The 24,303-nt window shown below is 58.3% G+C and carries 28 protein-coding genes; 27 read left to right on the forward strand and 1 reads right to left on the reverse strand.

Translation table 11 applies throughout. The annotated features are described in order from the left end of the window. The first annotated feature begins 97 nt into the window (after positions 1-97). The 6 genes from EWU68_RS07540 to EWU68_RS13015 all read left to right on the forward strand — a co-directional run bounded on the left by EWU68_RS07540 (position 98) and on the right by EWU68_RS13015 (position 2,225). On the forward strand, positions 98-478 hold the full coding sequence (locus EWU68_RS07540; RefSeq protein WP_129315518.1) for a RusA family crossover junction endodeoxyribonuclease: 381 nt from the start codon (positions 98-100) through the stop codon (positions 476-478). Beyond that, entirely contained in the window at positions 475-615 is a 141-nt protein-coding gene (locus tag EWU68_RS13010) for a hypothetical protein (RefSeq protein WP_156265380.1), read from the forward strand. Before EWU68_RS07540 ends, EWU68_RS13010 begins: the two co-directional genes overlap by 4 nt. Continuing rightward, complete coding sequence (locus EWU68_RS07545) at positions 612-1,118, forward strand: hypothetical protein (RefSeq protein WP_129315519.1); 507 nt, start codon at positions 612-614, stop codon at positions 1,116-1,118. Before EWU68_RS13010 ends, EWU68_RS07545 begins: the two co-directional genes overlap by 4 nt. Beyond that, positions 1,115-1,693: a hypothetical protein gene (locus tag EWU68_RS07550; protein ID WP_129315520.1), complete on the forward strand. Its 579-nt coding sequence runs from the start codon at positions 1,115-1,117 to the stop codon at positions 1,691-1,693. The genes EWU68_RS07545 and EWU68_RS07550 overlap by 4 nt, the downstream gene beginning before the upstream one ends. Positions 1,694-1,926: 233 nt before the next feature. Beyond that, a complete protein-coding gene (locus tag EWU68_RS13420; RefSeq protein WP_274542741.1) occupies positions 1,927-2,061 on the forward strand; it encodes a hypothetical protein in 135 nt (44 codons plus the stop codon). Next, positions 2,058-2,225 (forward strand): hypothetical protein, encoded by a 168-nt coding sequence (locus tag EWU68_RS13015; RefSeq protein WP_156265381.1) that lies wholly within the window; start codon positions 2,058-2,060, stop codon positions 2,223-2,225. The genes EWU68_RS13420 and EWU68_RS13015 overlap by 4 nt, the downstream gene beginning before the upstream one ends. A gap of 171 nt (positions 2,226-2,396) precedes the next feature. Here the strand turns inward: EWU68_RS13015 and EWU68_RS13020 are convergent, their stop codons facing one another. After that, entirely contained in the window at positions 2,397-2,555 is a 159-nt protein-coding gene (locus tag EWU68_RS13020; RefSeq protein WP_156265382.1) for a hypothetical protein, read from the reverse strand. A gap of 910 nt (positions 2,556-3,465) precedes the next feature. Between EWU68_RS13020 and EWU68_RS07555 the strand changes: the two genes are divergently transcribed. From EWU68_RS07555 to EWU68_RS07660, 21 genes are all read left to right on the forward strand, one after another. Then, the gene (locus EWU68_RS07555; RefSeq protein WP_129315521.1) at positions 3,466-3,699 is read left to right on the forward strand and encodes a hypothetical protein; all 234 of its coding nucleotides are present in this window, start codon (positions 3,466-3,468) and stop codon (positions 3,697-3,699) included. Positions 3,700-3,710: 11 nt separating this feature from the next. Next, positions 3,711-4,028, forward strand: coding sequence for an HNH endonuclease (locus tag EWU68_RS07560; RefSeq protein WP_129315522.1), 318 nt, complete (start codon positions 3,711-3,713; stop codon positions 4,026-4,028). 521 nt (positions 4,029-4,549) lie between these two features. Next, positions 4,550-5,005 (forward strand): HNH endonuclease, encoded by a 456-nt coding sequence (locus tag EWU68_RS07565; RefSeq protein ID WP_129315523.1) that lies wholly within the window; start codon positions 4,550-4,552, stop codon positions 5,003-5,005. An 11-nt stretch (positions 5,006-5,016) separates the two neighbouring features. Continuing rightward, positions 5,017-5,289, forward strand: a complete 273-nt coding sequence (locus EWU68_RS07570) for a hypothetical protein (RefSeq protein WP_129315524.1) — start codon at positions 5,017-5,019, stop codon at positions 5,287-5,289. A gap of 230 nt (positions 5,290-5,519) precedes the next feature. Next, on the forward strand, positions 5,520-6,764 hold the full coding sequence (locus EWU68_RS07575; RefSeq protein WP_202976702.1) for a hypothetical protein: 1,245 nt from the start codon (positions 5,520-5,522) through the stop codon (positions 6,762-6,764). A 65-nt stretch (positions 6,765-6,829) separates the two neighbouring features. Then, the gene (locus EWU68_RS07580; protein ID WP_129315525.1) at positions 6,830-8,239 is read left to right on the forward strand and encodes a phage portal protein; all 1,410 of its coding nucleotides are present in this window, start codon (positions 6,830-6,832) and stop codon (positions 8,237-8,239) included. Continuing rightward, positions 8,226-9,113: a VG15 protein gene (locus EWU68_RS07585; RefSeq protein ID WP_129315526.1), complete on the forward strand. Its 888-nt coding sequence runs from the start codon at positions 8,226-8,228 to the stop codon at positions 9,111-9,113. The genes EWU68_RS07580 and EWU68_RS07585 overlap by 14 nt, the downstream gene beginning before the upstream one ends. A gap of 78 nt (positions 9,114-9,191) precedes the next feature. Beyond that, positions 9,192-9,674: a hypothetical protein gene (locus EWU68_RS07590; protein WP_129315527.1), complete on the forward strand. Its 483-nt coding sequence runs from the start codon at positions 9,192-9,194 to the stop codon at positions 9,672-9,674. Positions 9,675-9,686: 12 nt separating this feature from the next. Continuing rightward, positions 9,687-10,625, forward strand: a complete 939-nt coding sequence (locus EWU68_RS07595) for a phage major capsid family protein (protein WP_129315528.1) — start codon at positions 9,687-9,689, stop codon at positions 10,623-10,625. A 687-nt stretch (positions 10,626-11,312) separates the two neighbouring features. Continuing rightward, complete coding sequence (locus tag EWU68_RS07605; protein WP_129315530.1) at positions 11,313-11,498, forward strand: hypothetical protein; 186 nt, start codon at positions 11,313-11,315, stop codon at positions 11,496-11,498. 242 nt (positions 11,499-11,740) lie between these two features. Continuing rightward, positions 11,741-12,133 (forward strand): hypothetical protein, encoded by a 393-nt coding sequence (locus tag EWU68_RS07610; RefSeq protein ID WP_129315531.1) that lies wholly within the window; start codon positions 11,741-11,743, stop codon positions 12,131-12,133. 80 nt (positions 12,134-12,213) lie between these two features. Beyond that, complete coding sequence (locus tag EWU68_RS07615; protein ID WP_129315532.1) at positions 12,214-12,822, forward strand: phage tail tube protein; 609 nt, start codon at positions 12,214-12,216, stop codon at positions 12,820-12,822. A 55-nt stretch (positions 12,823-12,877) separates the two neighbouring features. Continuing rightward, entirely contained in the window at positions 12,878-13,195 is a 318-nt protein-coding gene (locus EWU68_RS13025; protein ID WP_162421394.1) for a hypothetical protein, read from the forward strand. Between the two features lie 113 nt (positions 13,196-13,308). Then, positions 13,309-13,608 carry a hypothetical protein gene (locus EWU68_RS07625; protein WP_129315533.1) on the forward strand — a complete coding sequence of 100 codons (300 nt, stop codon included), beginning with the start codon at positions 13,309-13,311 and terminating at the stop codon, positions 13,606-13,608. 32 nt (positions 13,609-13,640) lie between these two features. After that, positions 13,641-13,991 carry a hypothetical protein gene (locus tag EWU68_RS07630; RefSeq protein WP_129315534.1) on the forward strand — a complete coding sequence of 117 codons (351 nt, stop codon included), beginning with the start codon at positions 13,641-13,643 and terminating at the stop codon, positions 13,989-13,991. A gap of 35 nt (positions 13,992-14,026) precedes the next feature. Next, entirely contained in the window at positions 14,027-19,168 is a 5,142-nt protein-coding gene (locus tag EWU68_RS13525) for a tape measure protein (RefSeq protein ID WP_129315535.1), read from the forward strand. After that, the gene (locus tag EWU68_RS07640) at positions 19,161-20,051 is read left to right on the forward strand and encodes a phage distal tail protein (RefSeq protein ID WP_129315536.1); all 891 of its coding nucleotides are present in this window, start codon (positions 19,161-19,163) and stop codon (positions 20,049-20,051) included. Before EWU68_RS13525 ends, EWU68_RS07640 begins: the two co-directional genes overlap by 8 nt. 8 nt (positions 20,052-20,059) lie before the next feature. Continuing rightward, positions 20,060-21,193, forward strand: coding sequence for a Gp37-like protein (locus EWU68_RS07645; RefSeq protein WP_129315537.1), 1,134 nt, complete (start codon positions 20,060-20,062; stop codon positions 21,191-21,193). After that, positions 21,193-22,125: a hypothetical protein gene (locus EWU68_RS07650; RefSeq protein ID WP_129315538.1), complete on the forward strand. Its 933-nt coding sequence runs from the start codon at positions 21,193-21,195 to the stop codon at positions 22,123-22,125. Before EWU68_RS07645 ends, EWU68_RS07650 begins: the two co-directional genes overlap by 1 nt. A gap of 12 nt (positions 22,126-22,137) precedes the next feature. Beyond that, positions 22,138-22,389 (forward strand): hypothetical protein, encoded by a 252-nt coding sequence (locus EWU68_RS07655; protein ID WP_129315539.1) that lies wholly within the window; start codon positions 22,138-22,140, stop codon positions 22,387-22,389. After that, positions 22,382-24,295 carry an SGNH/GDSL hydrolase family protein gene (locus tag EWU68_RS07660; RefSeq protein WP_129315540.1) on the forward strand — a complete coding sequence of 638 codons (1,914 nt, stop codon included), beginning with the start codon at positions 22,382-22,384 and terminating at the stop codon, positions 24,293-24,295. The genes EWU68_RS07655 and EWU68_RS07660 overlap by 8 nt, the downstream gene beginning before the upstream one ends. Positions 24,296-24,303: the final 8 nt, after the last annotated feature.

Below are 24,303 nucleotides of genomic sequence, written 5' to 3' on the forward strand. Positions count from 1 at the left end.
ACTCCTCGGGGGTGCCTTTTTCGTGCCCGCACGTCACCACGGCGTGCGGGCACACCACAAGGCCACAACCGGATAACCGGACTAACAAGGAGAACGCATGATCTACGAATTGTTCGTTCCGCTCGGCTCCAAGAAGTGGATCAGCGCCAACGAGCACACGACCAGCATCGGCGCACGTCGGGCAATCAGCCAACGCACCAAAGCATGGCGAGAAGAGACCTGCCGTCTCGCTATCAAGTCCGGGTCACCAGCTCTCATGGAACACGCCTGGATCGACATCTACGTCCACATGGCGACGAACCGCAGGTACGACCCTGGCAACCGGTACCCGACCGCGAAAGCCTGCGTTGACGGCCTCGTAGACGCAGGCCTAGTTGAAGACGACGACTACAAACATGTCTCAGGCCCGTTCCTCCACCACGGCGGCAAGGACAAGGACAACCCGGGCTTGCGCATCGTAGTAAGGAGCATCGAATGACACATCACGTCAACGAATGGGCGCAATGGCCCGGTGCCGGTCGACACGCCGGGGAATGCGAATGCGGAGCGAGCGCCGCGTTCGACACCTGGGACGAACTCAACGCCTGGATCACCGAACACAAGGAGACAACATGAAGTCGATAGAAGCTCTGCATCTTCCCAATCCATGCGAAGAACCGGTGAGCCAGGGACGAGCCATCCGATACAACACGGAAAAGGACGAGAGCGGGCACATCGTTATAACCGGCATTGAACTTATCTCGACAGACGGTAGCCGAATCAGCTCTACAGACTGGCGAGAGGCAAATCCCCTCGGACGCTGGGAGGACATCGCACTGACTCGAGTACGGGTCGTTAACCCGGTCGATAACACTCTCGAAGTTCCCCATGCGCTGACCCTTGGCGTAGCCGAAGCTGCGAACCTCCGGTCAAGAGGGCCTTCGAGCCTAGAAACTATCCAAATTGCCGCTGACGCGTACAACCTTGCGGCGGCACTTGGAATACCAGAGAGCAAGACGGTCCAGAGGGTTTTCTCGGCCAATGGGGCGCTTGACCCGCTTCCGAGGGCCACGGCGTCAGGATGGATTCGCCGGGCGAAGGACTCGGGGCTTATCAACGAGGGACAGGAGACACCATGACTGCACTATCCGAAGCAGTGCACGTGCTGACCGAAGACCACAAAGTAAACCCAGACAAGACGGGGAAGACCTTCAACCTCGTTGAAGAATACGCCCTGCTTACACAGCTTAAGGAAGCCTTCACCGCAAATCGAGGAACCGGGGCAGGAGCCAGCGGCCCAAAAGGAGTTATCTCCTTCAACGCCCTCAACCTCTGGGAAGACATCGCCACCGTGACCAACAATCACTGGCGAGGATTCGGCATCCGCGCAGTATCCCGGACACCCTTGCCGGAGAGGATTCAAGATTGGGCACGATCCGTCGAAGGGTCCCCAGACGAAAGCGAGTGCTTCGCATGGATATCCAAATGGAACCGCCAGATCCGCGCCCTGGACGAGTCTCACGCGGAAGTGATCGGCAGATGCCCCGAATGCGGGGAAAGCGAGATCGTGGTCGAAGACGATGGGGAGATCATCAAAAAAGCTGCCGTGACACGAGTGGAAGGGCATGCTTACGCATCGTGCGCTCAATGCCTGGCCGAATGGGAAGGACTGGACGCGGTGAGGGAACTCGCTAGGAACGTCAGTCCAGTGTGATACACTGAGGACACCTGTTTTTGGTGTGCCCAATTATAGGCTGGGTGTTCCTTTCAAGCCTCCACAATGTGGGGGCTTTTCTTGTTGGTCATGGGTTGCCAGAGAGGCCCCGTCTACATCACGTAGGCGGGGCCATTCTGCGTTAAGGCGGTGAATACATGGACGCACTCGACGCGATGAGTCAAGCGATCCTCTACCGCAACCAACTCCCAGACGGAGACCCAGGCCGGTCCATGACGGATAGGGACATGCTCCAGATCATTCAGGAAGGCATGACCGAGAACCGGACCAAGCACCGGCCCAGCATCGACTACGCAGACCCTACAGGGGATCAGGCCGCCGCCAGAGCAGACAGGAGCCGACGATGACACCGGATCACATTGACGCACTCAGCACCGACGCCGGGGCGACCCTCGCCGCCCTCGAAGACGACACCGTCACCCTGGACGAGCACATCGCCCGCATGACGGAGGCGGAGGACGACGGGTTCATCACCCCGTCCCGCTACCTCACCAACGAATGCTCAGATTAGCCTCTGGCTTTCTGAACGGCCCTCCACACACCCTGGCGACTCATCCCGGCGACGAGTGCGATCCGAGATAGCGGGATGCCCTGATCGACAGCGGCGACCAATGACAGCCGGAACTTGTGGTCGGCATCGTCCCGTTCCTGACGGGCTTGAGACACGGCCTCGAGAGTCGTTTCAGCGGTCACGGTGGATCACCGCCCGAGTGATGGTGACACCGGCCAATACGACGGTCAGTGCCGCTATGGTGACGGTCAGCCACACGGGCTGGTGGGTTGCGTAGGACAGTGCGGTCATGACCGCGCCGAACGCTATAGCGGTGGTCTTGTTTTTCATGGTTGGCTCCTTCATGATTGGAAGGACCAGGGAGCCGAGTGGTGGCTCGACTCCCCAGTTCCTTACTCCTCGCGATCGAGAATGTCCCGGATCAGTCCGACGACTTCTCTTGCTATCTTGAGGATCAGGAGGGTTGCGGAAAGCATAACGATTATCGTCATTGCCGCTCCCTTCCTGTCGTACCCCGTTTGTTCCGGAGTCCCCCGGACCTTCCGGGGTACTTCTAGTTTAACGGTCCAACACCCCATTGTCAACTACACTCAACAATAAAGTAGGGCAATGTGGGCGAATCCGTACACAAGAATCCCGTACCTTCGCGGGTTATCGAGGGATGGTTAGGTCGCACCGCACAACGGGTAAGCCGACCACCACGGGAGACCTGCACAGCAGAGTCCCGTGTAGAAGCGACGGAAAGCGTGTTTTGTTGGGGCACGCGAGATCAGGGGAGAACTTCAATAGTTCCCACGTGGTGTTCAAATCCCACCCGTCGCACGAGGCCCGGCGAAAAGGCGCACCGAAGAGTGCCTGCCATTGACAGCTCAACGGCTAGCCGGGCCATGAACTTCCTTGCCGTGTGTGGCAGGTGGGACGACGTTAGTCATTTGTTCGGAAGACAGGACGCCCGTCACCACGGCAAGGGGGCAAACACCATGAAGGAGATGCACGTGAGCGAAGATATCTACGTGAACGGCAAGATAGGTGGCGGCAGAGACCGCCAGCCCATGATCCATGAGGGCGAGTACGTGTTGAGGCCCGAATGTCGGGGCGAAGGCTAGGAGCATGACGCGATGAACCGGCTACAACAGCTGCTATGTGAGGTCGGCGCGCATTCGTGGGGGTTCACGCCCTACCCGCTATGGCGGCAATGCCAGGTGTGTGGCACGGTACGGAGAGTTAGAAGGTAGGGGCAATGGGTGAACTACTCGGAGCGCTACAACTCCCGCCCGGTACAACACAAGCCGGCCTCTTCGCCAACGGCCTACGCATCGGCAACACACCACTCACCAACGACTACCTCAAACAACACCGCGTCGAGATCATGATCATGGGCGAACCCACCAAAGGCAAACACCCCGACCTCTTCCACCTCGCCCTCCACTCCATCATCATCGACGGCCAACACGCATACACCTTCGAAGACTAAAGGCGGACACCATGTCACGAACATCAACGTGGACATGGAAACAAATCAGGACAGCAGCCATCACCCAAGCAACAGCACAAGGCATAACGAACTGTCCACTCTGCCGCACATGGCTCGACTACGAACACCAAGGACTACCGAACTCACCCGAAGTCGACCACATCATCCCTCACGCTCAAGGCGGCCTCGACGACATCAACAACACCAGAGTCATCTGTCGCACCTGCAACCGACGACTCGGCGGCAAACACGGCAACGCCAAACAACGCCGCAACCAAGCCATGAAAACGTTCCAACCGAAGACCCCCAAAACGTCGTTCAACTGGTAACCCCAAACAACACCATCCGGGGACGGGCAGAAAACACGCCCACCAAACGACCCCACCCAGGCCCCAAAGTTATCCACACCCCAGGGGGTAGGGGGTCCCACCCTGTGGATAACGCCCCTCCCGGGCATTGAGCTGTCCCCCCGGGCTTTTCAGGACCACAGGGCCTAATTAGTTTTCCCTACTCTCCCCGCATGTTCTTGCGGGTTGAGGGTGGGGATTTTTTATATCAAAAATGCCCCGCGACGGCGGTAACCGTCCGGGGCCTCGGCTGAACTGAGAAGGAGTTCAACGTGCCTATTATCGCATGCCCCGTTTGTGGTGAGAAGTTCGAACGTCGGACCAATAGCAATAAGTATTGCTCGTCGTCTTGCAAGGACAAGGGGAAGCCGAGCAAGCGGAAGAACCGGTGCTCGGTATGCGGGAAAGCCATGCAGGGAAATCTGAACCCCAAGTCTGTATGCAACCCGTGCCGAGGCGTAGAACCTTCTGGGTATACGCGGACTCATGCACGGAATGGCTTCGTGAGTCACGGTTCAATATCGATGTACAAGTACGGCTGCCGTTGTGATGGCTGTCGTGAGGCGAAGTCTGATTCCATGCGCGATTATGCGCAGCAGGTCAAGGCTAAACATGGTATTGGTCCGGCTTCGGTATCCCGGCGGAAGTTCAAGGAGACTCATGGTTATTGGCCGCAGGCGCGTTATGGGTATGACATTCCGCATCGTGTTCGTCGTGCTGTTTATGAGCGTGATGGGTGGGTTTGTCAGATCTGCGGTGGTCTGATCTCGCGGGATTATGACCCCTACGATCGGTTGGCTCCGTCGTTGGATCATATTGTCCCTCAGTCTTCGATGTTGTTGCCGGATCATTCGGAAGCGAACCTTCGGATGGTTCATGCGGTGTGCAACACGATTCGTGGGAATGGTGTTTTTTCTGATGACGAGGTGCGGGTGAGGGCCGCACGGTTTGTTTCTTGAAGGAGGCGGTTATGGCGGAGCGTTCGATGCTTGTTTTCACTGGTTCGCGGAAGTCGCGTCTGGATGGGTTGAAGGCTCTGCGGGACAAGTTGGGTCGGCAGATTGATGATTGTGAGTCGAATCGTGATTTGGCTTCGTTGTCGTCGCGGCACATGGAGGTGTTGCAGCAGGTGGCGGAGTTGGAGGCTGAGGCGGAGAAGTCTGCTGGCCCGCCGAAGGGTACGGGCGTGACGGATATTGGTGCTAAGCGTGCTCAGCGGTTGGCGGCTCGTAAGGGGGCTTGATGCTTGCGGTTCAGGGTACTCAGGTGCCGCGTGTGTGTTTGTCTCCGGTGGCTGATTGGTCTGAGGCTGAGGATTGCGCGGAGTTGGCGTCTCATTATGGTTTGATGCCTGATCCGTGGCAGCGGAATGTTCTCGAGGCGTGGATGGGTCGGGATGGGTCTGATCGGTGGGCCGCTGGCCGGTGGGGTATCGCCGTTCCTCGTCAGAACGGGAAAAATGGTCTGGTTGAAATGGTCGAGCTGTATTTCATGACCATTCTGGGGTTGCGGATCTTGCATACGGCGCATGAGGTGAAGACTGCGCGCAAAGGGTTTTTGCGGATCTTGTCGTTTTTCGAGAATGATCGCGAGTTTCCCGAGCTTCGGGAGATGGTGAAGGGCACCCCGCGTAAGACGAACGGGCAGGAAGCGATTTTCCTCCACGCTCCGGGGTGTCGGGATCTTGGTAACGATGGGTGCAAGTGCGAGGGCGGTTCGGTTGAGTTCATTGCACGGTCGAAGTCGTCTGGTCGTGGGTTCACGGCTGATGTGCTGATTTGTGATGAGGCGCAGGAGTATGGGGATGAGGCGCAGGCGGCGTTGTTGCCTACGATTTCGTCAGCTCCTTCTGGTGACCCGTTGCAGATTCTTCTTGGTACGCCTCCGGGGCCGGGGACTGATGGGACGGTGTTTACCCGGTTGCGTGAGGCGGGCCATCAGGAGGCTCCCCGTGTTGCGTGGTGTGAGTGGTCGGCTGAGGTCGGTGTTGATACTTCTGATCGGGCGAACTGGTTTGCCAATAACCCATCGTTGGGTATCCGCTTGAACTTTTCGACCGTCGAGGATGAGTTCGGGTCGATGTCGCCGGAGATGTTCGCTCGTGAGCGTCTTGGTGTGTGGAACGAACACTCGAATGGTTCTGCTGCTTTCAATTTCACGCAGTGGCAGGAGCTTAAGGCCGATGCCCCGGACGATGGTGTCCGGGTGTTCGGTGTGAAGTTCGCGGCTGATGGTTCTCATGTTGCTTTGGGCGCGTGTGTGAAGCCGGTGGAGGGTTCTCCTTTCGTGGAGGGTATCGCTTCTCGTCAGATGGGCGAGGGCACACAGTGGCTCGTGGATTTTTTGGTTGAGCGTAAGTCTGAGGTCGCGCAGATTGTTGTTGATGGGCGGTCTGGTGTTGGTTTTTTGGTTGATGCCTTGCGGCAGGAAGGTGTGGGGAAACGCGTGATCGTTGTCCCGCAGGCTGACGAGGCGATTGCGGCGCACACGATGTTCGATCAGGCGATCACTGAGGGCACGTTGGCTCATGGTGGTCAGGGCGCGTTGAACGATGAGATTAGAGATGTGAAGCGCCGCCCGATTGGGAATTTGGGTGGTTTTGGTTGGGCCGCTCGTTCTGAGGGCGGTTCGGTTGGTCTGGTTGATGCTGTGACGTTGGCGTTTTGGGGTGCGCGGACTACGAAGCGTAAGCCGGGGAGGAAGCAGGTGATTTTGTGAATTGGTCGCTGGACGATATCTCGGGGCTGAGGGTCTCGGGGTTGTCGGAGGCTGTGGCCGGTGAGATGAAGGATCTGCTTCATTCTTGGCGGTCCAGGTGGGAGAAGAATTATAAGCGCACTCTGTATTGCGATACGGAGCAGGCGTTTAAGGATATTGGTATTGCTTTGCCGCCGAAGATGTCCAAGACACGGTATGTGTTGGGGTGGGCGTCTCAGGCGGTGAAGAAACCGGCGATGCGGTCCCAGTTTGATGGTTTGCGGTTGCCTGGTTCGGATGATCCGTTTGAGCTGGGTGAGGTTTTGGACGCTAACCGTTTTGAGTTGGAGTTTGGGCAGGCTGTCCATTCGGCTTATAAGCATGGTTGTTCTTTTGTGACTGTCGCTCGTGGTCGTGATGGTGAGGCTCCGGTGCAGATCATTGGGTATTCCGCTGAGGCTGCTACGGGGTTGTGGGATGCTCGGAATCGGCGTTTGCGGTCTGCGTTGACGATCACGGATACGGATTTGGAGGGCAAGCCGACTGAGTTTGTGATCTGGTTGCCTGACGAGATCGTGACTTGTTCGCTTGATGGTGGGTCGTGGTCGGCTGAGTCTGTGCCTAATCCGACTGGGCGTGTGTTGTGTGTGCCGGTGACGAATGATCCTCAGATGACTTCGCCGATGGGTCGGTCGCGGCTGACTAATTCGGTGATGGTCTTGAACGATATTGCGGTGCGGACTATGGCTCGCATGGAGGGTAACGCGGAGTTTTATTCGTCGCCTCAGTTGGCGATTCTCGGTGTTGATTCTGAGGCGTTCGGTGATCGTGGTATTTCTCGGGATGATAAGTTCCGGTTGGCTATGGATCGTGTGCTTGCGTTGTCGAAGGATGAGGACGGGGATGCGCCGTCGTTGACGCAGTTGCAGCAGGCGACGATGGTTCCGCATTCGGACATGATGCGCACGGTTGCGATGGCTTTTGCGGGTGAGACTGGTTTGCCGCCGTCGAGCTTGGGTGTGATTCACGATCAGCCCGCGTCGGCTGAGGCGATTAGGGCAGCTGAGCATGATCTTCTGATCGATGTCCGTTTGCAGAATCGCGGGGCGTTGTCTTATGCGGCAAAGGATATTGCCTCGCTGGCGGTGATGGTTCGTGATGGGACTACTCAGCCTCCGGCGGATATGTGGCGTGCTTCGGTGGCTTTTGCTGATCCTGAGTTTAGGTCTCTCTCGGCTGAGGCTGATGCGGTGCAGAAGCTCGCGTCGATGATGCCGACGATCAGTAATTACCCGGTGCTTCTGGAGCGGTTGTTTGATTCGGGGGAGGTTGCCCGGATTCAGGCTGATAACCGGAAGTCGGCGGTTTCTGATCTGATGTCGAAGCTGACAGAGAAGTCCGCTGGGCAGTCTCAGCGGGCCGCTGAGGCCACTGAGTCCGGTTCGCCGCCCGTTGGGGGCGAGGCTGAGGCGGTGACGCCTGATGATTCCGTATGACGCTGTCGCGGGCTATTCGGCCCTTCTGGGGCAGGTGCGTTCTGCTGCTGTTTCTGACTTGGACCGCCTGGCGGCGTCGTTGACCGGGTTGCCGGTGGCTGAGCAGTACGAGGCGTTGTCGGAGTTGTTGCCTGATCTGGGTCAGCGCTACGAGGTGGCGGCGTCGAAGGTCACGGCGGAGTTCTTTTCCGAGTTGCAGCAGATGCAGGGGGTGCGCAAACCGGTCTCGCCGGTTGAGTTGGACCCTGTGAGCAGAGCGTCGTGGCAGGCCCTTGCCGGCTGGTCGACGTCGGGGAAGACCCTTGCGGAGCGGTCCGCGAATGATGTCCTTTTCGGGTTGTTGTCGGGTGGGTTCACTCGGCGGTTGACGGAGGCGGCTTCGGACACGATGGTCGAGAACGCGGCGGTCCAGGGCGGCATGCGGTATCAGCGTGTCCCGGCACCGGGGTGTTGCGCGTTTTGTGCGATGTTGGCGTCTCGCGGCGGGTCGTATACGTCGTGGGAGTCGGCTACACGAGTTGTTGGCCGTGGCCAGTCCGTCGAGTACCGGAGGCGGGGCGGAGCGAAGGAAACCCGTCCTCGCGGGTCACAGAAGTTGGGCCAGACGTTCCACGACAATTGCCGGTGTTCGGCTGTGGCGGTTGCTGAGGGCAACGAGGTCGACTTGGGCGCTCAGGCTGAAAAGTATTTTAAGGCTTATGCCGATGCTCGAGATGAGATCCTGTCCAGGGTCCGGATGGAGACGGACGTGTGGATGGACCGGGACAAGAGCAGGCATACGGACAGTTACCGGGTGGACGAGAACGACGATCGTGTCTCGTCTAAGGAACTGACAAACAGGATGGCGGCGCTGATGCGGAAAGCGGCGGCGTAGCCTCCTGCGAATCTATTGAAAGTTTGGGACTCCCGCACGGGGGTCCTTTTTTATTGCCGCACGGCATGGAGGTAAGTAATGGCTGACGAAGCTACCCAGGACGTCCCGGAGCAGGTTGAGGCCCAGGCATCGGTGGAGGCTCAGGAACCGGAGGTGTCCGAGGATTCGGAGGCGCACGCTGAGGGCGAGTCCGAGGGCACTGATTGGAAAGCGGAGGCTCGCAAGTGGGAGTCCCGCGCCAAGGAGAACAAGACCGCTGCTGACGAGTTGGAGCGGTTGCGGGCGGAGAAGGAGGAACTGGCCGGAAAGGTCAGCGAGTTCCAGGCCCGTGAGGAACGTGCTGGGTGGGCGCGTGAGGTCGCTACGAGCGCGGGTGTCCCAGTGGAACTGATCCGTGGCGAGACCCGTGAAGAGATGGAAGCTCATGCGGAGTCTTTGAAGGCTTTCGCTTCTTCCCTCCCGCGTGGCCCGGTGGTGGGCGCGCAGGGCAAGACGGGTCAAGTCAAAGTGGCTGACCCGAAACGTGAAGCCGTTCAGAACTTGTTCGGCAATAAAGACTAAGGACGATTTCTTATGGCTGTTTTCAGCACTAACGAGTCTAAGATCCTGATGCCCCGCGAGATCGCGGACGGCATGATTAAGGATGCGCAGACGACTTCGACTCTCGCTCAGCTTTCGGGCCAGGAGGCCCAGAAGTTCGGCGAAGTCGAGTACATGATTTTCAACGATTTCCCGAAGGCCGAGTTCGTGGAAGAGGGCGCGGCGAAGTCCTCGACCACTGGCGGCTTCACCTCCGTGAAGGCCAAGCCTCGCAAGGCTCAGGTCACTATGCGGTTCAACGAGGAAGTCCAGTGGGCTGATGAGGATTATCAGCTTCATATCCTCTCGGAGCTTGGCGGGGCCGGTTCTACTGCCCTGTCGCGTGCCCTTGACCTGGGTGCTTACCACCGGATCAACCCGCTTTCGGGTGAGGTCATTTCCGGTTGGGATAATTATGTCGGTGGCACCACTGGGAAGGCTGAGCTGGGTAGCAAGGACGCCGATCAGGTTATCCGCGAAGCGGCGGGCAAGCTGATTAAGCGCGAACGGCCCGTGTCGGTTAACGGCTTTGCGATTGATCCGCGTCTGACGTGGGACCTTGCTGAGCTTCAGACTAAGAACGCTGATGGTTCTCCGTCGGGTAATCAGCGCTACCCGCAGCTGGGTCTTGGTACGGGGATTAGCTCTTTCCTGGGGATCAACACTGTTCAGGGCGACACGGTTTCCGGTCAGCCCGAGGCGAAGAAGGATACTGGTATTCGCGGTATTCTCGGTGACTTCCAGAACGGTATTCGGTGGGGTATTCAGCGGAATCTTCCGCTCGAGCTGATCCGTTACGGTGACCCGGACGGCCAGGGCGACCTGAAGCGCCATAACCAGATTGCGCTGCGTTTGGAGATCGTTTACGGCTGGTATGTCTTCCAGGAGAAGTTCGCTCTTGTCGCGGAGAAGGCGGCTGCGCCGGGAAAATGACGACGCCGGGAGCTGATGTTTTCCCCGGTGATTTGTATCCCGGCACGAACTAGGCGGGAGGTGTCCTGAATGGTGGATATACCTTTCGCGACCGTGGATGAGTTGAAAGCCCGATGGCCGGATTTCCCGGCTGGGGGCGAGTCGTACGCTGAGGTCCATCTAGAGGATGCGTCGCAGTTCATTCTTGATGTGTGCCCGTCTGCTGTTGAGGTTTCGGCGGGCACACGTCGACGTGTGGTGTGTGCTGTGGTGCGTAGGGCGATGCAGGCTTCTGCTGCCGGTCAGGTTGGCATGTCGCAGATGTCGGAGACTGCGGGGCCGTTTTCGGCGTCGTGGACGGCGTCTAACCCTAACGGGGACTATTACCTGACTAAACAAGAGTTGAAGGCTCTCGGCGGTGGTGGTCGACCCAAAGCGTTAAGTATCCCAGCTGGTGACGTGGGCTGGTGCCCTAGTCATCGGCTGTGGTGCTCGCTCGCTTTTGGGGCTACCTATTGCTCCTGTGGTGCTGACCTCACGCTGGACGAACCATTGTGGGAGGCGTGAATGCCTTACCCGGTTGTTCAGTGGAAAAGATACATCGAGGGCGCTAGGGACGATTACGACAAGCCTCGAGACTCGTGGGCGGCACCTGTGCCTATCTCGGCGGGCTTCGCGCCGACACGGAGCGAGGAACCTCGTGATGGGTTGACTACTCGAGTCGTCTTCGACGCACAACTGGTGCTCGATAAACCCATCGATTACGACGCTCGGGACAAGTTCCTGGTGGACGGTGTCGAGTACGAGGCCGAGGGTGTCGGTGGCGTCTGGTGGGGCCGATTTTCGCGGCGCATGTTCGGGCAGATCATCGAGATTAGGAGGCCGGATGGGTAAGCCGAGAATCAAGTGGAACCTAGAAGGCTTCCGCCAGTTGAGGCAGTCGCCGGCTATCAAGCAGGACTTGATGAACCGTGCCCAACGTGTGGCCGCGTCCGCTGGGGGCGAGGCTATGGGGTACATGGTCACGGACCTGACTTTGGAGCGGCCTCGTGGGGCCGTGTCGGTCATGGCGACGGGGAAGGCGAAGGCTGATAACCGGAAGCGTAATTCGCTGATTCGGGGATTGGATGCGGGCCGTGGTTAGTGCTTTCGATGATCCTGTTGTGGCGGCTGTCCGGTATCTGAGGCCGTATGTGCGCCGCGTGGAGGGCGGTGAGCCGGATGGGAAGGATTACGACCCGGACGAGCTCATTGTCATTGTCCAGGATGGCGGCGGTGCAGGTGAGTACGCTTACCAGCTTTCCGATACCCGGCTGACGTTCGAAGTCAGGTCGGGGGATCGTGGGTTAGCCGCTGACACGGCCACTTTGGTAGATGCCCTGATCCGTGACTGGCCGTACCGTTCCGGTGGTGTCTATTACCGTGGCGCGCTGTCGCGACCGACGTTCTCCCCGGAGGCTGATCGGCGTATCCCGGCGTATGTGTGGACGGTGAACCTGTCGTTCCGTGGGCATTCGCTGTCTGTCTAACTACATAAGTATTTTCTCTGACCCTCACATGTTGTGGGGGTCTTTTTTATGCCCAATTTCGGGCTGGAAAGGATCACAAATTGGCTGATAAAGATTTCACCGATGTGATTGTCAACAAGCCGTCGAACGTTGGTGGCGGCATCACCTGCGGGCCTATCGGTTCTGTCATCCCCGAGGATGCTACGAGCAAGCTCCCTGAGACGCAGGACCTTTTGGGTCTGGTCTCGTCAGACGGGGTGACCCTGACTACCGATTCCTCCGACGAGGACATCTTCGTGTGGGGCGGCGTCAAGGCTCGTAAGGTCCGGTCGGAGTTCTCGGCGACCTTCGGTGCGGTCCTTTACTCGACGGCTAACCCGAAGACGCTGCGCGCTGTTCTGGGCGATGACAACGTCGACGTTTCGGGCGGGAAGATTACCGTCACTCACTCGTCGGACCTGTCGCCTGAACAGGTGTTCACCGTGGAGACGAAGGACCCCGGCACGAATACTGCCCGTCGTTTCTATATCCCGAAGGGGCAGCTGACTGTTTCGGGCGACCGGACTCTGGTTGATGCTGAGGCGGATAGCTTCGAGGTCACTATCGAGGCGCTTGTCGATCCCGAGACCGGTGTTTGCTTCTACGAGTACATCGAGAAGACCGACGGGACTTCGTTCGAGGCGAGCGGTGATGTGTCGGGGGAAGGCTGACGCCGGGGAACAGCACGTTTCCCGGCGCTAATTCGTTTCCGAGTAATGGAGGTAAATGATGGCTTATGTTAAGCAGTCCTGGAAGGACGGCAAGGAGGGCGGCACGCCTATCACGGCGGCTCGCCTGAGTCATATTGAGGATGGTATCGCGTCTGTTCCGGCTGGTCCCAAGGGCGACGCCGGCCCGAAGGGTGACCCTGGCCCGAAGGGTGATGCCGGTGCAGCTGGTGCGGCTGGTCCGAAGGGTGACAAGGGCGATGCCGGCCCTAAGGGCGATACCGGCGCTAAAGGCGCTGACGGGTTCCCCACTAAAGAACAGTGGGAGGCCCTGGTTGCTCGTGTGACCGCCCTCGAGGGCAAGGCAAAATCCTAAACCCGTATCTAGATCCCGGCCCGTGCGTGGACAGCGACTCCCCGCGCACGGGCCGGACCCAACCAATGGGTGAACTTATCCAAGGGGTCGCTTTTTGCTTTTAAGGAGTCGTTATGGCTGAGGCCAAAAAGAAGGTAGTCCGCAAGGCCGCGAAGCGGTACGAGATGGTGAAGTTCACCAACGAGAACTTCGAGGGCGAGTTCGTTCTTCCGAAGTTCGCACCTCCGCTGGGCGTGATGCGTCGTATCCAGGACGGGGACGTTTCCAAACTGATCCAGTGGCTCGAGGATGCTCAGGTGGACCCGGATTATCTCGAGGCGATCGATTCCCTCGACATTGAGGGCGAGCTGGAACAGTTCATCACTGATTGGACACAGGGGCAGTTGGCTAACGCCCCAAAATCTTCGGACTGATCTCCGAGTATGACCAATACCCCTCGGCTGTAGTGGCTCGACTGATGGAGTTCGGGTTGCGGTGGCCGAGGGCCGATGAGGAATGCGACTGGTGGGACGAGATGATTTCCGCCGTCGAGACCGAGCCGATGGATGGGCCGTTGCATCGGGCGCGGAACCCGAAGGACTGGCACTGGTACGTGCCGGGGTACAACGAACAGGTGACCCTGGTGGAGCTCACGGCCATGGCTAACTGGCAGCGCGCCGGTGGCAAGGGCATGCGCCCTAAACCGGCGAAACGTCCGTGGGACAAGAAGAACACTCAACGGAAGATCACCCCGGATAAGGGCACTGACACCGACGAGTACTTGAAGTGGTTGGAGGGCCGTTTCGCGAAAGCGTGACGGTCCTTTTTTTATGCCTAAGTGGAGGTTTGAGAATGGTCGCCAAGATGGAGCTTGCCAGCGCTTACGTGACGCTGAACGTGTCCACGAAGCAGATGGGCAAGCAGATCGGGCAGATGTTCGGTCAAGCGGAGTCTCAAGCCTCCACCACCGGGCAGAAAATGGGCAAGTCCATCCAGAAGGGCTTGAACGCTGCGTCAACCTCGACTGTCGAGGACTTGCAGAAACGGCTGACTTCCGGTGAAGAGAAGCTGGCTGCTGCCACGGAACGGGGATCCCGTCGACGGTCAGCGGCGGCCCGTGGTGTTGAGATCGCTGAGGCGAAGCTCAACGAGGTCAAGGAAAAGGGCAACGCGAAGAACTCTCAGATTCTCGCGGCTGAGAATCGCCTCATTAAAGCGCGGGAGAAGTACACCCAGGTCTCGCGGGACGCGGTTACTCAGATTTCTGGGTATGCGAAAGAGGTCCAGGCGTCGAAGTCCGCTCTCGACGAGTTGTCTACGGCGTCGACGAAGTCCGGGGGAGCGGTCCGTGCCGCGTTCTCGGGTATCGGCCAGAAGATCGGGTCGGCGTTCAGCGGGGCGAAGTCTGCCGCATCTACCGCGTTTAGTGGTGTCCAGTCGGCGGCCAGTGTTGCCGCTGGTGCGGTGAAGTCCACGTTCGCCGGTGTCGGGTCGTTCTTGAAGAACGTTTTTACCGGGAACTTCTCGGGCGCGTTCAATCAGGTCGTGACCGGGGCGAAGACTGCCGGGTCTGCCGTGTCTACGGCGTTCTCGAACGTGTGGGGTGGATTCCGTAACGGCCTGGCTAATGCGAGGTCGAGTATCGCTTCCACGGCTGGCGGCATGGTGTCGTCGTTTACGGGTGCGGCGTCGTCCACGGGCGAGGCTGTGCGTAGTGGCCTGTCTCGCGGTTTCACGGGGATCAAAACGGTTGCTTCCCGTTCGGCGGCGGAGAATTTCGCCGCTTTCACGTCGGGCGCGGGCCGTGCCGCTTCGACGGTCGGTAACGCTTTGTCGGGTGGTTTCCGGGCCACTGTGGGCGCGGCCCGTAGTGCGGCGGCCAATGGGGCTAGTGCCCTGACTAGTGGTTTCTCTAAGGCCGGTTCCGCTATCTCGAGTGGTGTTTCTCGGAGCCTTAGCAGTTTGTCGGGTATCGCTGGCCGGGTCGGCGCTGAGGCCGGTCAATCCATGACAAATGGCATCATGGCGAAGATGAAGGGCCTGCCAGCTATGATCGGTGGCCTTGTTGGTCTCGGTGGTGCTGGCGCTGTCCTGTCCTCCGGGTTCAACCGGTTGATGGACTTGCAGAAGTCCGACATCGTCTTTAAGAATTTGGGCCTGTCGTCAAAGCAGACGGCCGGGCTGATGGACAGCCTCAATAAGGCTGTTACGGGCACGAGTGTGTCCCTGTCGGATGCGTCCAAGAACGCCTCGCTGCTGATGCAGTCGGGCGTGAAGCTCGGCCCTGAGCTGGACGCGTCCACGAAGGCGTTGACGAACCTCGCGGCGGCATCCGGGGCGTCGGCTACCGATATTGGCACAATCATGACCCAGATCAAGGCATCTGGGCAGCTCTACGCGGGCGACGCTCTACAGCTGATGCAGCGCGGCGTTCCGGTGTATAGCTATCTTGCTAAGTCGATGGGCAAGACCACCGATGAGGTTAAGAAGCTCGGCTCTGAGGGCAAGATTTCCTACGAGGATTTCGTCAAGGCCGTGAACGAGAACACGGGCGACTTGGCGAAGGAAATGGGCCAAACCCTTCCCGCGAAAATCGGCATCTTGAAGACCGCCTTCGCATCATTCGGGGCAGAGCTGATTAAGCCATTCGTCGGCCCGATGACTCAAGCCGTGGACGCTATTACCGGCGTCCTCAAGGACACTATTACCCCTGCGATCAAACAGTTCGCCGAATGGCTGAACTCTGGTTCCAAGTCTGCCGAGATATTCAAGGGCGTAGCTATTGTCCTCGCGGTCGCGATTACGGCGGCTGCCGTTGCATTCGGTGGTATGGCTGTCGGCATCATGGCCGTCAACGCGGCAGTGGGTATTTTCAACGTACTGACGGGCGGAATCCTGATATGGATTGGCGTCGCTATTGCTGCTATCGCTGGTCTGGTCGTTGGTTTCATTCAGATGTACAACAAGGTCGGCTGGTTCCACGATGCTGTTGATGCAGCGTTCAAGGGCATCAAAGACGTCGTAGCAGTATTCGTCGGGTGGTGGACCGGCACGGCGTGGCCGGCTATCCAAACTGGCCTTGAAGCGATTGGGCGTGGCTTCAATTGGTTGTGGCAGAACGTGATCGTCCCTGCGTGGAACGGGATCGTCACTGCCGCTCAGTGGGCGTGGGACAGCATCTTGAAGCCGATCTTCACGGCCATAGCCTGGATGATTACGGACTTCGTGGGTCCTGTCTTCACGTGGTTGTGGCAGTCGATCATTGTCCCCGCGTGGAACGCGATCGTTCAGATCGCACAGTGGGCGTGGGAGAACGTCCTTAAGCCGATCTTTACAGACATCAGCAACTTCGTCCGCGACGTGGTTGGGCCTGTGTTCAGTTGGTTGTGGGAGAACGCGATCAAACCGGCCTGGGATGCGATTAGTACTGCGATCTCGTGGGCGTGGGAGAACATCATCAAGCCGGTCTTCGGTTTCATCGTCGAGATCCTCCAGAACGTTGTTGGACCTGTGTTCCAGTGGTTGCTGGACTTCGTAGTCGTCCCGGTGTTCCAGGGGATCGGCCTCGTGATCCTGGCGGCCTGGGAGATCATCAAGGGCGTCTTCACGGTCCTGGGCTGGATCATCCAGAACGTCCTCGGCCCGGTGTTCGTGTGGCTGTGGCAGTCCGTCATTGTCCCGGCCTGGAATGGTATTGCTGCGGTCATTACTTGGGCGTGGAACTCGATCATCAAGCCGGCCTGGGATGCGATCAACTGGTTCATCAACGCGATCCTCGTTCCAGTTTTCAATTGGCTCCGGGGCGTGGTATCTGCCGTGTGGAACGGGATCGTTGCGGTGATTTCCTGGGCGTGGAACGTGATGATTCTGCCGTTGTGGAACGCGATCAACGCGTTCATCAACGGGATTCTGGTTCCGGTGTTCAATTGGCTCCGCGCTGTAGTTTCCGCTGTGTGGAACGGGATCGTCGCGGTCATCCAATGGGCGTGGAATACGATCATCCTTCCGATCTGGAACGCGATCAACGCGTTCATCAACACGATCCTCGTACCGGTGTTCAACTGGCTCCGGTCGGTGATTGTCGCGGTGTGGAATGGGATCGTGGCCGCGATCCAGTGGGCCTGGAACGTCATGATCCGTCCCGCGTGGGACGCGATCAAATGGTTTATTGATAATATCCTGATTCCAGCTTTTCAGTGGCTTGGCACTAAAATCAAAATGATCTGGGATTGGATCGGTAGTATTATCGGTTCAACCTGGACTTGGTTGCGGGATAGTATCTTTAACCCGATGATGAATTTCATCCAAAACAACCTTGTCCAGGCTTGGGATAACACGGCTAATCTTATCCGCGACGCGTGGGATAAGCTCCGTGATGCTGTGAAGAAGCCAATTAAGTTCGTTGTTGATGAGGTCGTTAATCCGTTCGTTGGTGCCTACAACACCGTCAAGAAGGCTTGGGGCGGTAAGGATATTGACGAGCTTAAACCTAAGGGTTGGGCGACGGGCGGTTATACTGGTCCGGGCGGTAAATACGATCCGGCTGGTATTGTTCACGCTGACGAGTACGTCATCAAGAAGTCCTCGCGTAAGAAGTTCGAGCAACGCTATCCCGGTTACCTGGATGCGATTAACTCGACGGGCGACCTGCCCAATTCGCCCAAGAATGCGTACGCTAAGGGCGGTAACGGTATTGCTGCGGGTACAGTGCCGCCTCACGGTCCCGGCACTAACGTGTGGGGGTCGATGCAGGCGGAGGCGTCTAAGGCCGGCAAAATGGTTTTCAAGGCCACTAACATTAGTGGTGTTGATACCGAGTCGGCGGCGCGAGCCTGGATGGGTCGTTCTGCTCTTGATGTGAAGATGGGTAACGGCGGCCCTGGTGTGTCGAGCTTCATCAATGGCAACTCGGGCGGTTGGGGGTTCTACTCGGGGAACCAGATTCAGGTTTCCTCAGCTGTTCCCGCTCACCGTGTCCGTGGCGTTCTGGTCCACGAGATGGGCCACGCGCTCGGTCTGGACCACGTTGCTAACGGCGATTCCAGCTCGGTCATGGACCACATGATGACCGGTGGTGACTGGCCGCACTCGGGCGACTATCAGGCGCTACGGGAGTTGTGGGGTGAGCCTGGCAAGGGCGTTAAGACCTACGAGAACCCTGGCGGCGGCGGTGGCGGGTCGTCCTGGATTGTTGAGGCTGTCCGCAAGATTGTGGATAGCGTGTTCAACAAGGGGCGCGACCTGGCACGTGGCAAGTTTAAGGGTAATGATTTCGTCGAGGACGGTATTGGTGTAGGCCAAACCAGCGTTGATGGGATCATTGATTGGCTGAGCCAGCTGTTCGGGGGCGGCGGCTCTAACGATAGCGGCGGTGAGTCGTCTAAGCCGGCTGAGCAGTGGCGTTCAACGGTCATTGAGGCGCTTAAACGTGTCGGCCTGCCTACGTCTAATGATTACGTGAATGCGTGGATTAGGCAGATTGCTACTGAGTCGGGCGGTAACCCGAACGCGGTCCAGGGCAACATCGGAGACGTCAACAACGCGTCCGGCGATATTGCTAAGGGTCTTGTGCAGGTGATCGGTGCGACGTTCGCCGCGTACCGTGACCCGTCCTTGCCGAATGACCGTTTTAACCCGTTGGCGTCCTTGGTGGCCGGTATGCGTTACGCGAAGGCGAGATACGGCGTGTCAGGAATGCTCGGGGCTATCGGTCACGGGCACGGATATTCCGGTGGTGGCCTCGTGCAACCGGCGAAGCTGTTCGACGGTGGCGGGAAGCTCGAGAAGGGCGTCCAGTTCATCGACCACCAGCGCGACAAGCCTGACTACGTGCTCACGTCCGAGCAGTGGCGTGCGATGTTCACGATCGCGGAAAACAGTGCATCGAAGGGCCAGGGCATGGTCATCAACGGCGGTATTCATGGCTACTCGGCTGAGGAAGTCGGACGGGAAGTCATGAAGGAGCAGAAGAAGAGGGAGACCCTGTATGCCTAAGTTCGATCCCACAGTGACGATCAGCCGAGGCGGGGAGTCTCTTCGTCTCGGCTTTTCCGTCACTGATGATGGGTACCTACTCAAGCGGGGCGTCACGGGTCTGGGTATTGCCCCGGTGGAACACGAGTTCAGTTCGATTCCATCGGGGCATGGTGCCCTCCTTCGGCACACTCGCTTGACTGAGCGGGAGCTGTTCTTCCCGATCTTCGTCTACGGGGATTCGTATGAGCAGGTGGACAAGCGCCGTGACGCATTGTTCTCGCTCCTGGACCCGGGCAAGGGGCCGGTCAGGGTCAGTGTCCAGTCACGGACTCGAAACAGCGAGATCCGGTGGGTTGATGCTGTCTATTCCGATGGTTTGGACGGCGACTATGGCGAGGACTTCCGGGGTTGTTACCAGCATTTCGGGGTGACCCTGAAAGCCCCGTCCGCGTTCTGGTCCGCTGATCCGGTTTCGAGGCTGTTCCAGCTCGATCCGGGGAAGAAACCGTTCTTGTCGGAGACGTCCCCGTTCTTCCCGGTGATCCTGTATTCGTCGTCTATTGCTGGCCGCTTTGAGATCCAGGTCAAGGGCGACAAACCGGTCTACCCGGTGTTCACGGTGACCGGGCCTGGCACTGATTTAAAGATTCAGGCCGGGGAGAAGAAGATTCATTTTACGGGTGACATTGAGGCAGGTCGCCGGATCACGTTCGATACGGCTGCCGGGGATGTTTACGACTCCGAGAACCATGACGGCCAGTTGTGGGACCGGGTTTCGTTGGATTCCGACTTCTTCCAGCTCAGCCCTGGGGCGAACACCGTCACAGTCTCGTTTACCGGGGCCAATGAAAAGTCGTTGTTGGAGCTGACGTACAAGCCGCAATACCTGACGGGCTACTAGGGGGTTCTATGGAGATGACGCTGATTGGGCCTGACCTGGTGCCTCGTGGCCGTTTGGATTGGGTGAATTGCACGGTGGTGCAGAAGCTCAACGCTAAGGGGACGTTTACGGCTCAGATTGTGGGTGAGGGTAGGGCGGCATCTCGGATTGTTCCGGGGTGCCGCCTGTTCATCCGGGACCATGATGCTGGCGCGTATTCGGTCCTTATTACCACCATTGAACGGTCGATGACGTCGAAGGGGATTCTCAACCTGAACCTTTCCGGCGTGGATGATCTTGTGGCTTTGGCGCAACGGATCACGTTCCCATCGCCTGATCGGGCGGCGGACCAGCAAAACGTGGCCGATTATTATACCGATTCCGGGTCGGCGGGCCGGGTGATCGGGTCGATGGTTCTGCGGAACCTCGGGCCTAACGCTCGGGCTGAGCGGCGCTGGTTTGGGCTGGTTGTTGATGAGGCTGACACGGGTGGCCGTGTCGAGGTCAAGTCCCGTTTGAAGCCGGTTCTTGATGAGGCGGCGACGTTGGGCGACCTGGGCAAAGTGAGAATGGTTTGCAGGTATGGGCAGGACCGGAAGCTGCATTTCACTGTTGAGGCGGTCACGGATCGCACCCGGTCGATGGTCTTCCGGCAAGAGACCGGGACGTTGGGCGACTGGACGGTATCCTTGACGGCCCCGGAGACGACAGCGTTCATCCTTGGCGGCAAGGGGGACTTGAAAGAACGCTTGTTGGGCGAGTACAGGATCCCGTCCGAGGACACGTGGGGTTGGCGGGCCGAGACGTTCAAGGACCAGACGGACGCGGAGGACCGGGCGGCCCTCGATAAGGCCGGGGCCAAAGAGACTAAGCTCATGGCCGGGTCTGCCGCTGTCACATTGACGGCGAATGAACGCCCGAATGAGAACGGCACCTCGAAGGTGTTTGGGCGCGATTATCTGATCGGCGACATCGTTACTGCCCGCCTTGGTGGTGCCGATTATACGGATCAGATCCAGCTGGCGGAGATTTCCTGGGACGACAAGGGCCGCAATACGAAATTGACTATTGGTAAAACCCAGGATCAGGACAACGATTCTCCGGCTTGGGTTAGGCGTGTGCGTGACCTCGACAAGAGGCAAAGAGGGATGGAGACAAACTAATGACTGAGCAGTCATTCCCCGTTATTGAAAAACCGTTGACGGATGACCAGTGGAAGTCCGTCACGCTGGGTATTGGTGACGGTGTCCTGGATGAAGGCGGCAACCCGTACCGGGTGACACTGTCAAACACGGGCGACAGCGTGACTGTTGAGACAGACTCGTTGAAGGGGTTCAACCACGCAATCTTGCGAGGTTTTTACCACAAGATGGATGCCCCGATCACCCTGAAAGTTCCTGCGGTCACGGCGGAGACGACGTACTACATTGCTTTGCAGTACAACCCGGCGAACTCTGAAACCCCTGTGAAGTTGGGGGTTTGGACGAATCTGGACTTCACCAGCGGGAAGTACTACTTGCATATCGCGGAGATCGTGCGGAAGCCGAATCAGCTTCTCACGGACGCGAAACTGACGATGCGGAACCAGAAGATCACTCCGACGATCCAGGTTGACCGTGAGGTAGACCTGCCTGACCCTAACCGGTTGTTGTGGGGTACTCGGGCTATTGTGTGGCGCGAGAACAAGGAGTTTAGGGCCTCCTGGAACGTGTGGTCACCTATTGGCGGCCAGCGTATCGCCTTGTGGGGTATGCCTGGCTGGTCTTTCACCTCGGGCAGCGGCGGCATGTTGGTTCAGCCGACCTCGGACGGGTGGGAGTGCAAAGCGAACGCTACTGTGCAACGTGCAGCGGAGTCTTACACGATCCGCGAATGGTCGGTAGTGGGAACAATCATGGGGCCGGAATGGTACCCGCCATATCGCCTGTTCGGTCTCGGCGTTTACCGCGATCAACCTATCCAGGTTCAACTGGCCACGAATGGGCAAGTGCAGATTAAACCGATGGGTGGGGCTTCTCTGAATATCACCCAGGGTTTTTCGTTCACTTTTGATTTTACGTGGTTCGCGCCGATGGACCCGAACACGGCATCCTAAAGGGGTATTTGGATGAATTACGAAACAGTTTTGGCGTCTCTGCGAACCACTCTGGCAGCTGACGAAAAAACCCATACGGAGTGCGTGGACCGTACAGCGCGTTTGAGTGAAGAGTACGCGAAAGCGCAGGCCGCTGAGAAAGCGGCGGCGGACAAGATGAAACAGACTAAGAATACGCTCCTCACCATTGAGTCGCTTTTGCAGGCTCAGAAGGCTACTGAGGGTGCGTATACCGGGAATATGGGGGTTGAGGCTGATGGCTGATTTTAGCCAGTTGTCGGGCCGTTTTTTGGCGGCATCGAGGGATTCCACGGCGGCATCTGATGAGCCGATGCGCGGCAAGGTTGTGTTTACCCCGAGGTTTACTAGGTTGTCGGACAAGGCTTCGCAGTCCATCCGCTTCCCTGGACGGGTCGAAGGCGTGTTGGACCCGGCGGGTGAGATTACCCGTGACGGGTCTAACGCGCTTGTCTTGCTGTGCCCGGCTGAAAAGGATGAAGTTCAGTGGGAGTGGACTGTAGCGCCTGATCTGACGTTTGAGGGCAAGCGTGTTTCGGTGAAGCCGTGGACTGTGCGCATGTGGGCGGCACAGTCGTACCGGCTTGAAGACCTGGTTCAGAGCGTCCCTGATGCGCTGACCCCGTCTAAGGGCATTGTCAAAATCACGGCTGAACGTGGCGGCATTGTTTTCAAGTTGGGTGACGGCACCGATTATTTTGTTCAGCTTCCCGAGACGATTAAGGGAGCTGACGGGCGCGGCATCGTCTCCATTGAGGCGGGAGAAGGCACGGACGAGGGGACGCTAACTATCACCTACACGGACGGCACCACGAGCAAGGTCAAGGTTCCTAAACCGGCTGACCCGACTATCCTTGTTGAGGCTGAGGCTGAGGCACGCAAAAAAGCTGACGATAACCTGAATGCGTCCTTGTCGTCTGAGGTCACTAAACGTACGTCTGACGTGTCCAATTTGACGGCTTCGCTGGGCAGTGAGGTTAAGGCTCGTACGGCCCTTGAAGCGCGGTTTGACGAACTCGCCGGTGGTGCTGGTGACCTTTCGACCGTGAAGAACCGGGTTAAGGCGCTTGAGTACATTAATCAGGCTGAGCTTCGTGCGTACGTGTCCAACCTGATCCAGAAACAGCTGAATGAGGGTGTCGGTATTGTGTATGCCGGTTCCTCGACCGCTGAGGGCTACGGTTCGGCGGGTATTGGCTCGAACGATTATAACGGTAGGGCTTGGGCTGAACGTGTTAACGCTGTGTTGACGCCGCGTACCTTGAATTGGAACGTCAACAACACCGATAAGAAACCGGCAACGGGCATCCAGGGTTGGCAGTTCTCCAAGGGCGGCACCACGTCCTCGGATTATCTGCCTGCCGATAAGGTGGCCGCTATCGGGTCTATTAAGCCGCAGCTGATGTTCCACGCTGTCGGCTCGAATAACTACGGTAATCAGTGGGGCCTGGACGATTACGAGCGGGATATGCGGAATAAGCTCGCGGAGATCGACAAGGTTTCCCCGGATACCCGCCATATTCTTTTGACCTACCAGACGCAGAACGGGAAAGACGGAAATAACCCGCCTATTAAATGGTGGCAGTACAACGAACGTTTGCGGAAGGTCGCGGAAGAGCACCCGAGGGCGTATTACCTGGACCTGTCGGACGATTCGTACGCTATGGGTATGCCGGGGGCAAATCATTGGTGGGCTTATGCGACCGATGGTAACCATGTTACCGCGTTCACGCATAGGTATTTTGCGGCTCGTATTCTTGCGGAGCTTGGTTTGCCTGTCCCGCCGGAGGGGCCGGAAACTTATGTTTGGCCTACGTTTGGTGGCGGCGATAAGGGGCCGGGGGCTACTATCGCTACGAGGTCGGCGGGGTTGCGCCCTTACCCGCGCCAGATCGTCACGACCGGCACCGTGTTTGGCAGGTCGTCGTCTAACGGCGGTTATTTCAACCTCCAGCTGACGGGGAACACTCAGGCAAATAAGTCGCTTTCCACCAACTCGACAACCAACGCCACGGGAATGTCTTTGGCGCATTCGTTCTATTGCCCGCCTGGTGTCGAGGCTATCGTCACCCTGTCGGTGGATAATACGGGCGGTTATGTTTCGGGTGCGGCTGAGTATCAGCGCATCATTACAACGGCGTACATCGTCTAGTGGAGGGG

The sequence above is a fragment of the Rothia koreensis genome (assembly GCF_004136575.1).
Classification (GTDB): domain Bacteria; phylum Actinomycetota; class Actinomycetes; order Actinomycetales; family Micrococcaceae; genus Rothia; species Rothia koreensis.

Bases quoted from the DNA above. Each gene is read 5' to 3' on its own strand.
- EWU68_RS07540 (WP_129315518.1), top strand. From the start codon at position 98: ATGATCTACGAATTGTTCGTTCCGCTCGGCTCCAAGAAGTGGATCAGC.
- EWU68_RS13010 (WP_156265380.1), top strand. From the start codon at position 475: ATGACACATCACGTCAACGAATGGGCGCAATGGCCCGGTGCCGGTCGA.
- EWU68_RS07545 (WP_129315519.1), top strand. From the start codon at position 612: ATGAAGTCGATAGAAGCTCTGCATCTTCCCAATCCATGCGAAGAACCG.
- EWU68_RS07550 (WP_129315520.1), top strand. From the start codon at position 1,115: ATGACTGCACTATCCGAAGCAGTGCACGTGCTGACCGAAGACCACAAA.
- EWU68_RS13420 (WP_274542741.1), top strand. From the start codon at position 1,927: ATGACGGATAGGGACATGCTCCAGATCATTCAGGAAGGCATGACCGAG.
- EWU68_RS13015 (WP_156265381.1), top strand. From the start codon at position 2,058: ATGACACCGGATCACATTGACGCACTCAGCACCGACGCCGGGGCGACC.
- EWU68_RS13020 (WP_156265382.1), bottom strand. From the start codon at position 2,555: ATGAAAAACAAGACCACCGCTATAGCGTTCGGCGCGGTCATGACCGCA.
- EWU68_RS07555 (WP_129315521.1), top strand. From the start codon at position 3,466: ATGGGTGAACTACTCGGAGCGCTACAACTCCCGCCCGGTACAACACAA.
- EWU68_RS07560 (WP_129315522.1), top strand. From the start codon at position 3,711: ATGTCACGAACATCAACGTGGACATGGAAACAAATCAGGACAGCAGCC.
- EWU68_RS07570 (WP_129315524.1), top strand. From the start codon at position 5,017: ATGGCGGAGCGTTCGATGCTTGTTTTCACTGGTTCGCGGAAGTCGCGT.
- EWU68_RS07575 (WP_202976702.1), top strand. From the start codon at position 5,520: ATGGTCGAGCTGTATTTCATGACCATTCTGGGGTTGCGGATCTTGCAT.
- EWU68_RS07580 (WP_129315525.1), top strand. From the start codon at position 6,830: ATGAAGGATCTGCTTCATTCTTGGCGGTCCAGGTGGGAGAAGAATTAT.
- EWU68_RS07585 (WP_129315526.1), top strand. From the start codon at position 8,226: ATGATTCCGTATGACGCTGTCGCGGGCTATTCGGCCCTTCTGGGGCAG.
- EWU68_RS07590 (WP_129315527.1), top strand. From the start codon at position 9,192: ATGGCTGACGAAGCTACCCAGGACGTCCCGGAGCAGGTTGAGGCCCAG.
- EWU68_RS07595 (WP_129315528.1), top strand. From the start codon at position 9,687: ATGGCTGTTTTCAGCACTAACGAGTCTAAGATCCTGATGCCCCGCGAG.
- EWU68_RS13025 (WP_162421394.1), top strand. From the start codon at position 12,878: ATGATGGCTTATGTTAAGCAGTCCTGGAAGGACGGCAAGGAGGGCGGC.
- EWU68_RS07625 (WP_129315533.1), top strand. From the start codon at position 13,309: ATGGCTGAGGCCAAAAAGAAGGTAGTCCGCAAGGCCGCGAAGCGGTAC.
- EWU68_RS13525 (WP_129315535.1), top strand. From the start codon at position 14,027: ATGGTCGCCAAGATGGAGCTTGCCAGCGCTTACGTGACGCTGAACGTG.
- EWU68_RS07640 (WP_129315536.1), top strand. From the start codon at position 19,161: ATGCCTAAGTTCGATCCCACAGTGACGATCAGCCGAGGCGGGGAGTCT.
- EWU68_RS07645 (WP_129315537.1), top strand. From the start codon at position 20,060: ATGGAGATGACGCTGATTGGGCCTGACCTGGTGCCTCGTGGCCGTTTG.
- EWU68_RS07650 (WP_129315538.1), top strand. From the start codon at position 21,193: ATGACTGAGCAGTCATTCCCCGTTATTGAAAAACCGTTGACGGATGAC.
- EWU68_RS07655 (WP_129315539.1), top strand. From the start codon at position 22,138: ATGAATTACGAAACAGTTTTGGCGTCTCTGCGAACCACTCTGGCAGCT.
- EWU68_RS07660 (WP_129315540.1), top strand. From the start codon at position 22,382: ATGGCTGATTTTAGCCAGTTGTCGGGCCGTTTTTTGGCGGCATCGAGG.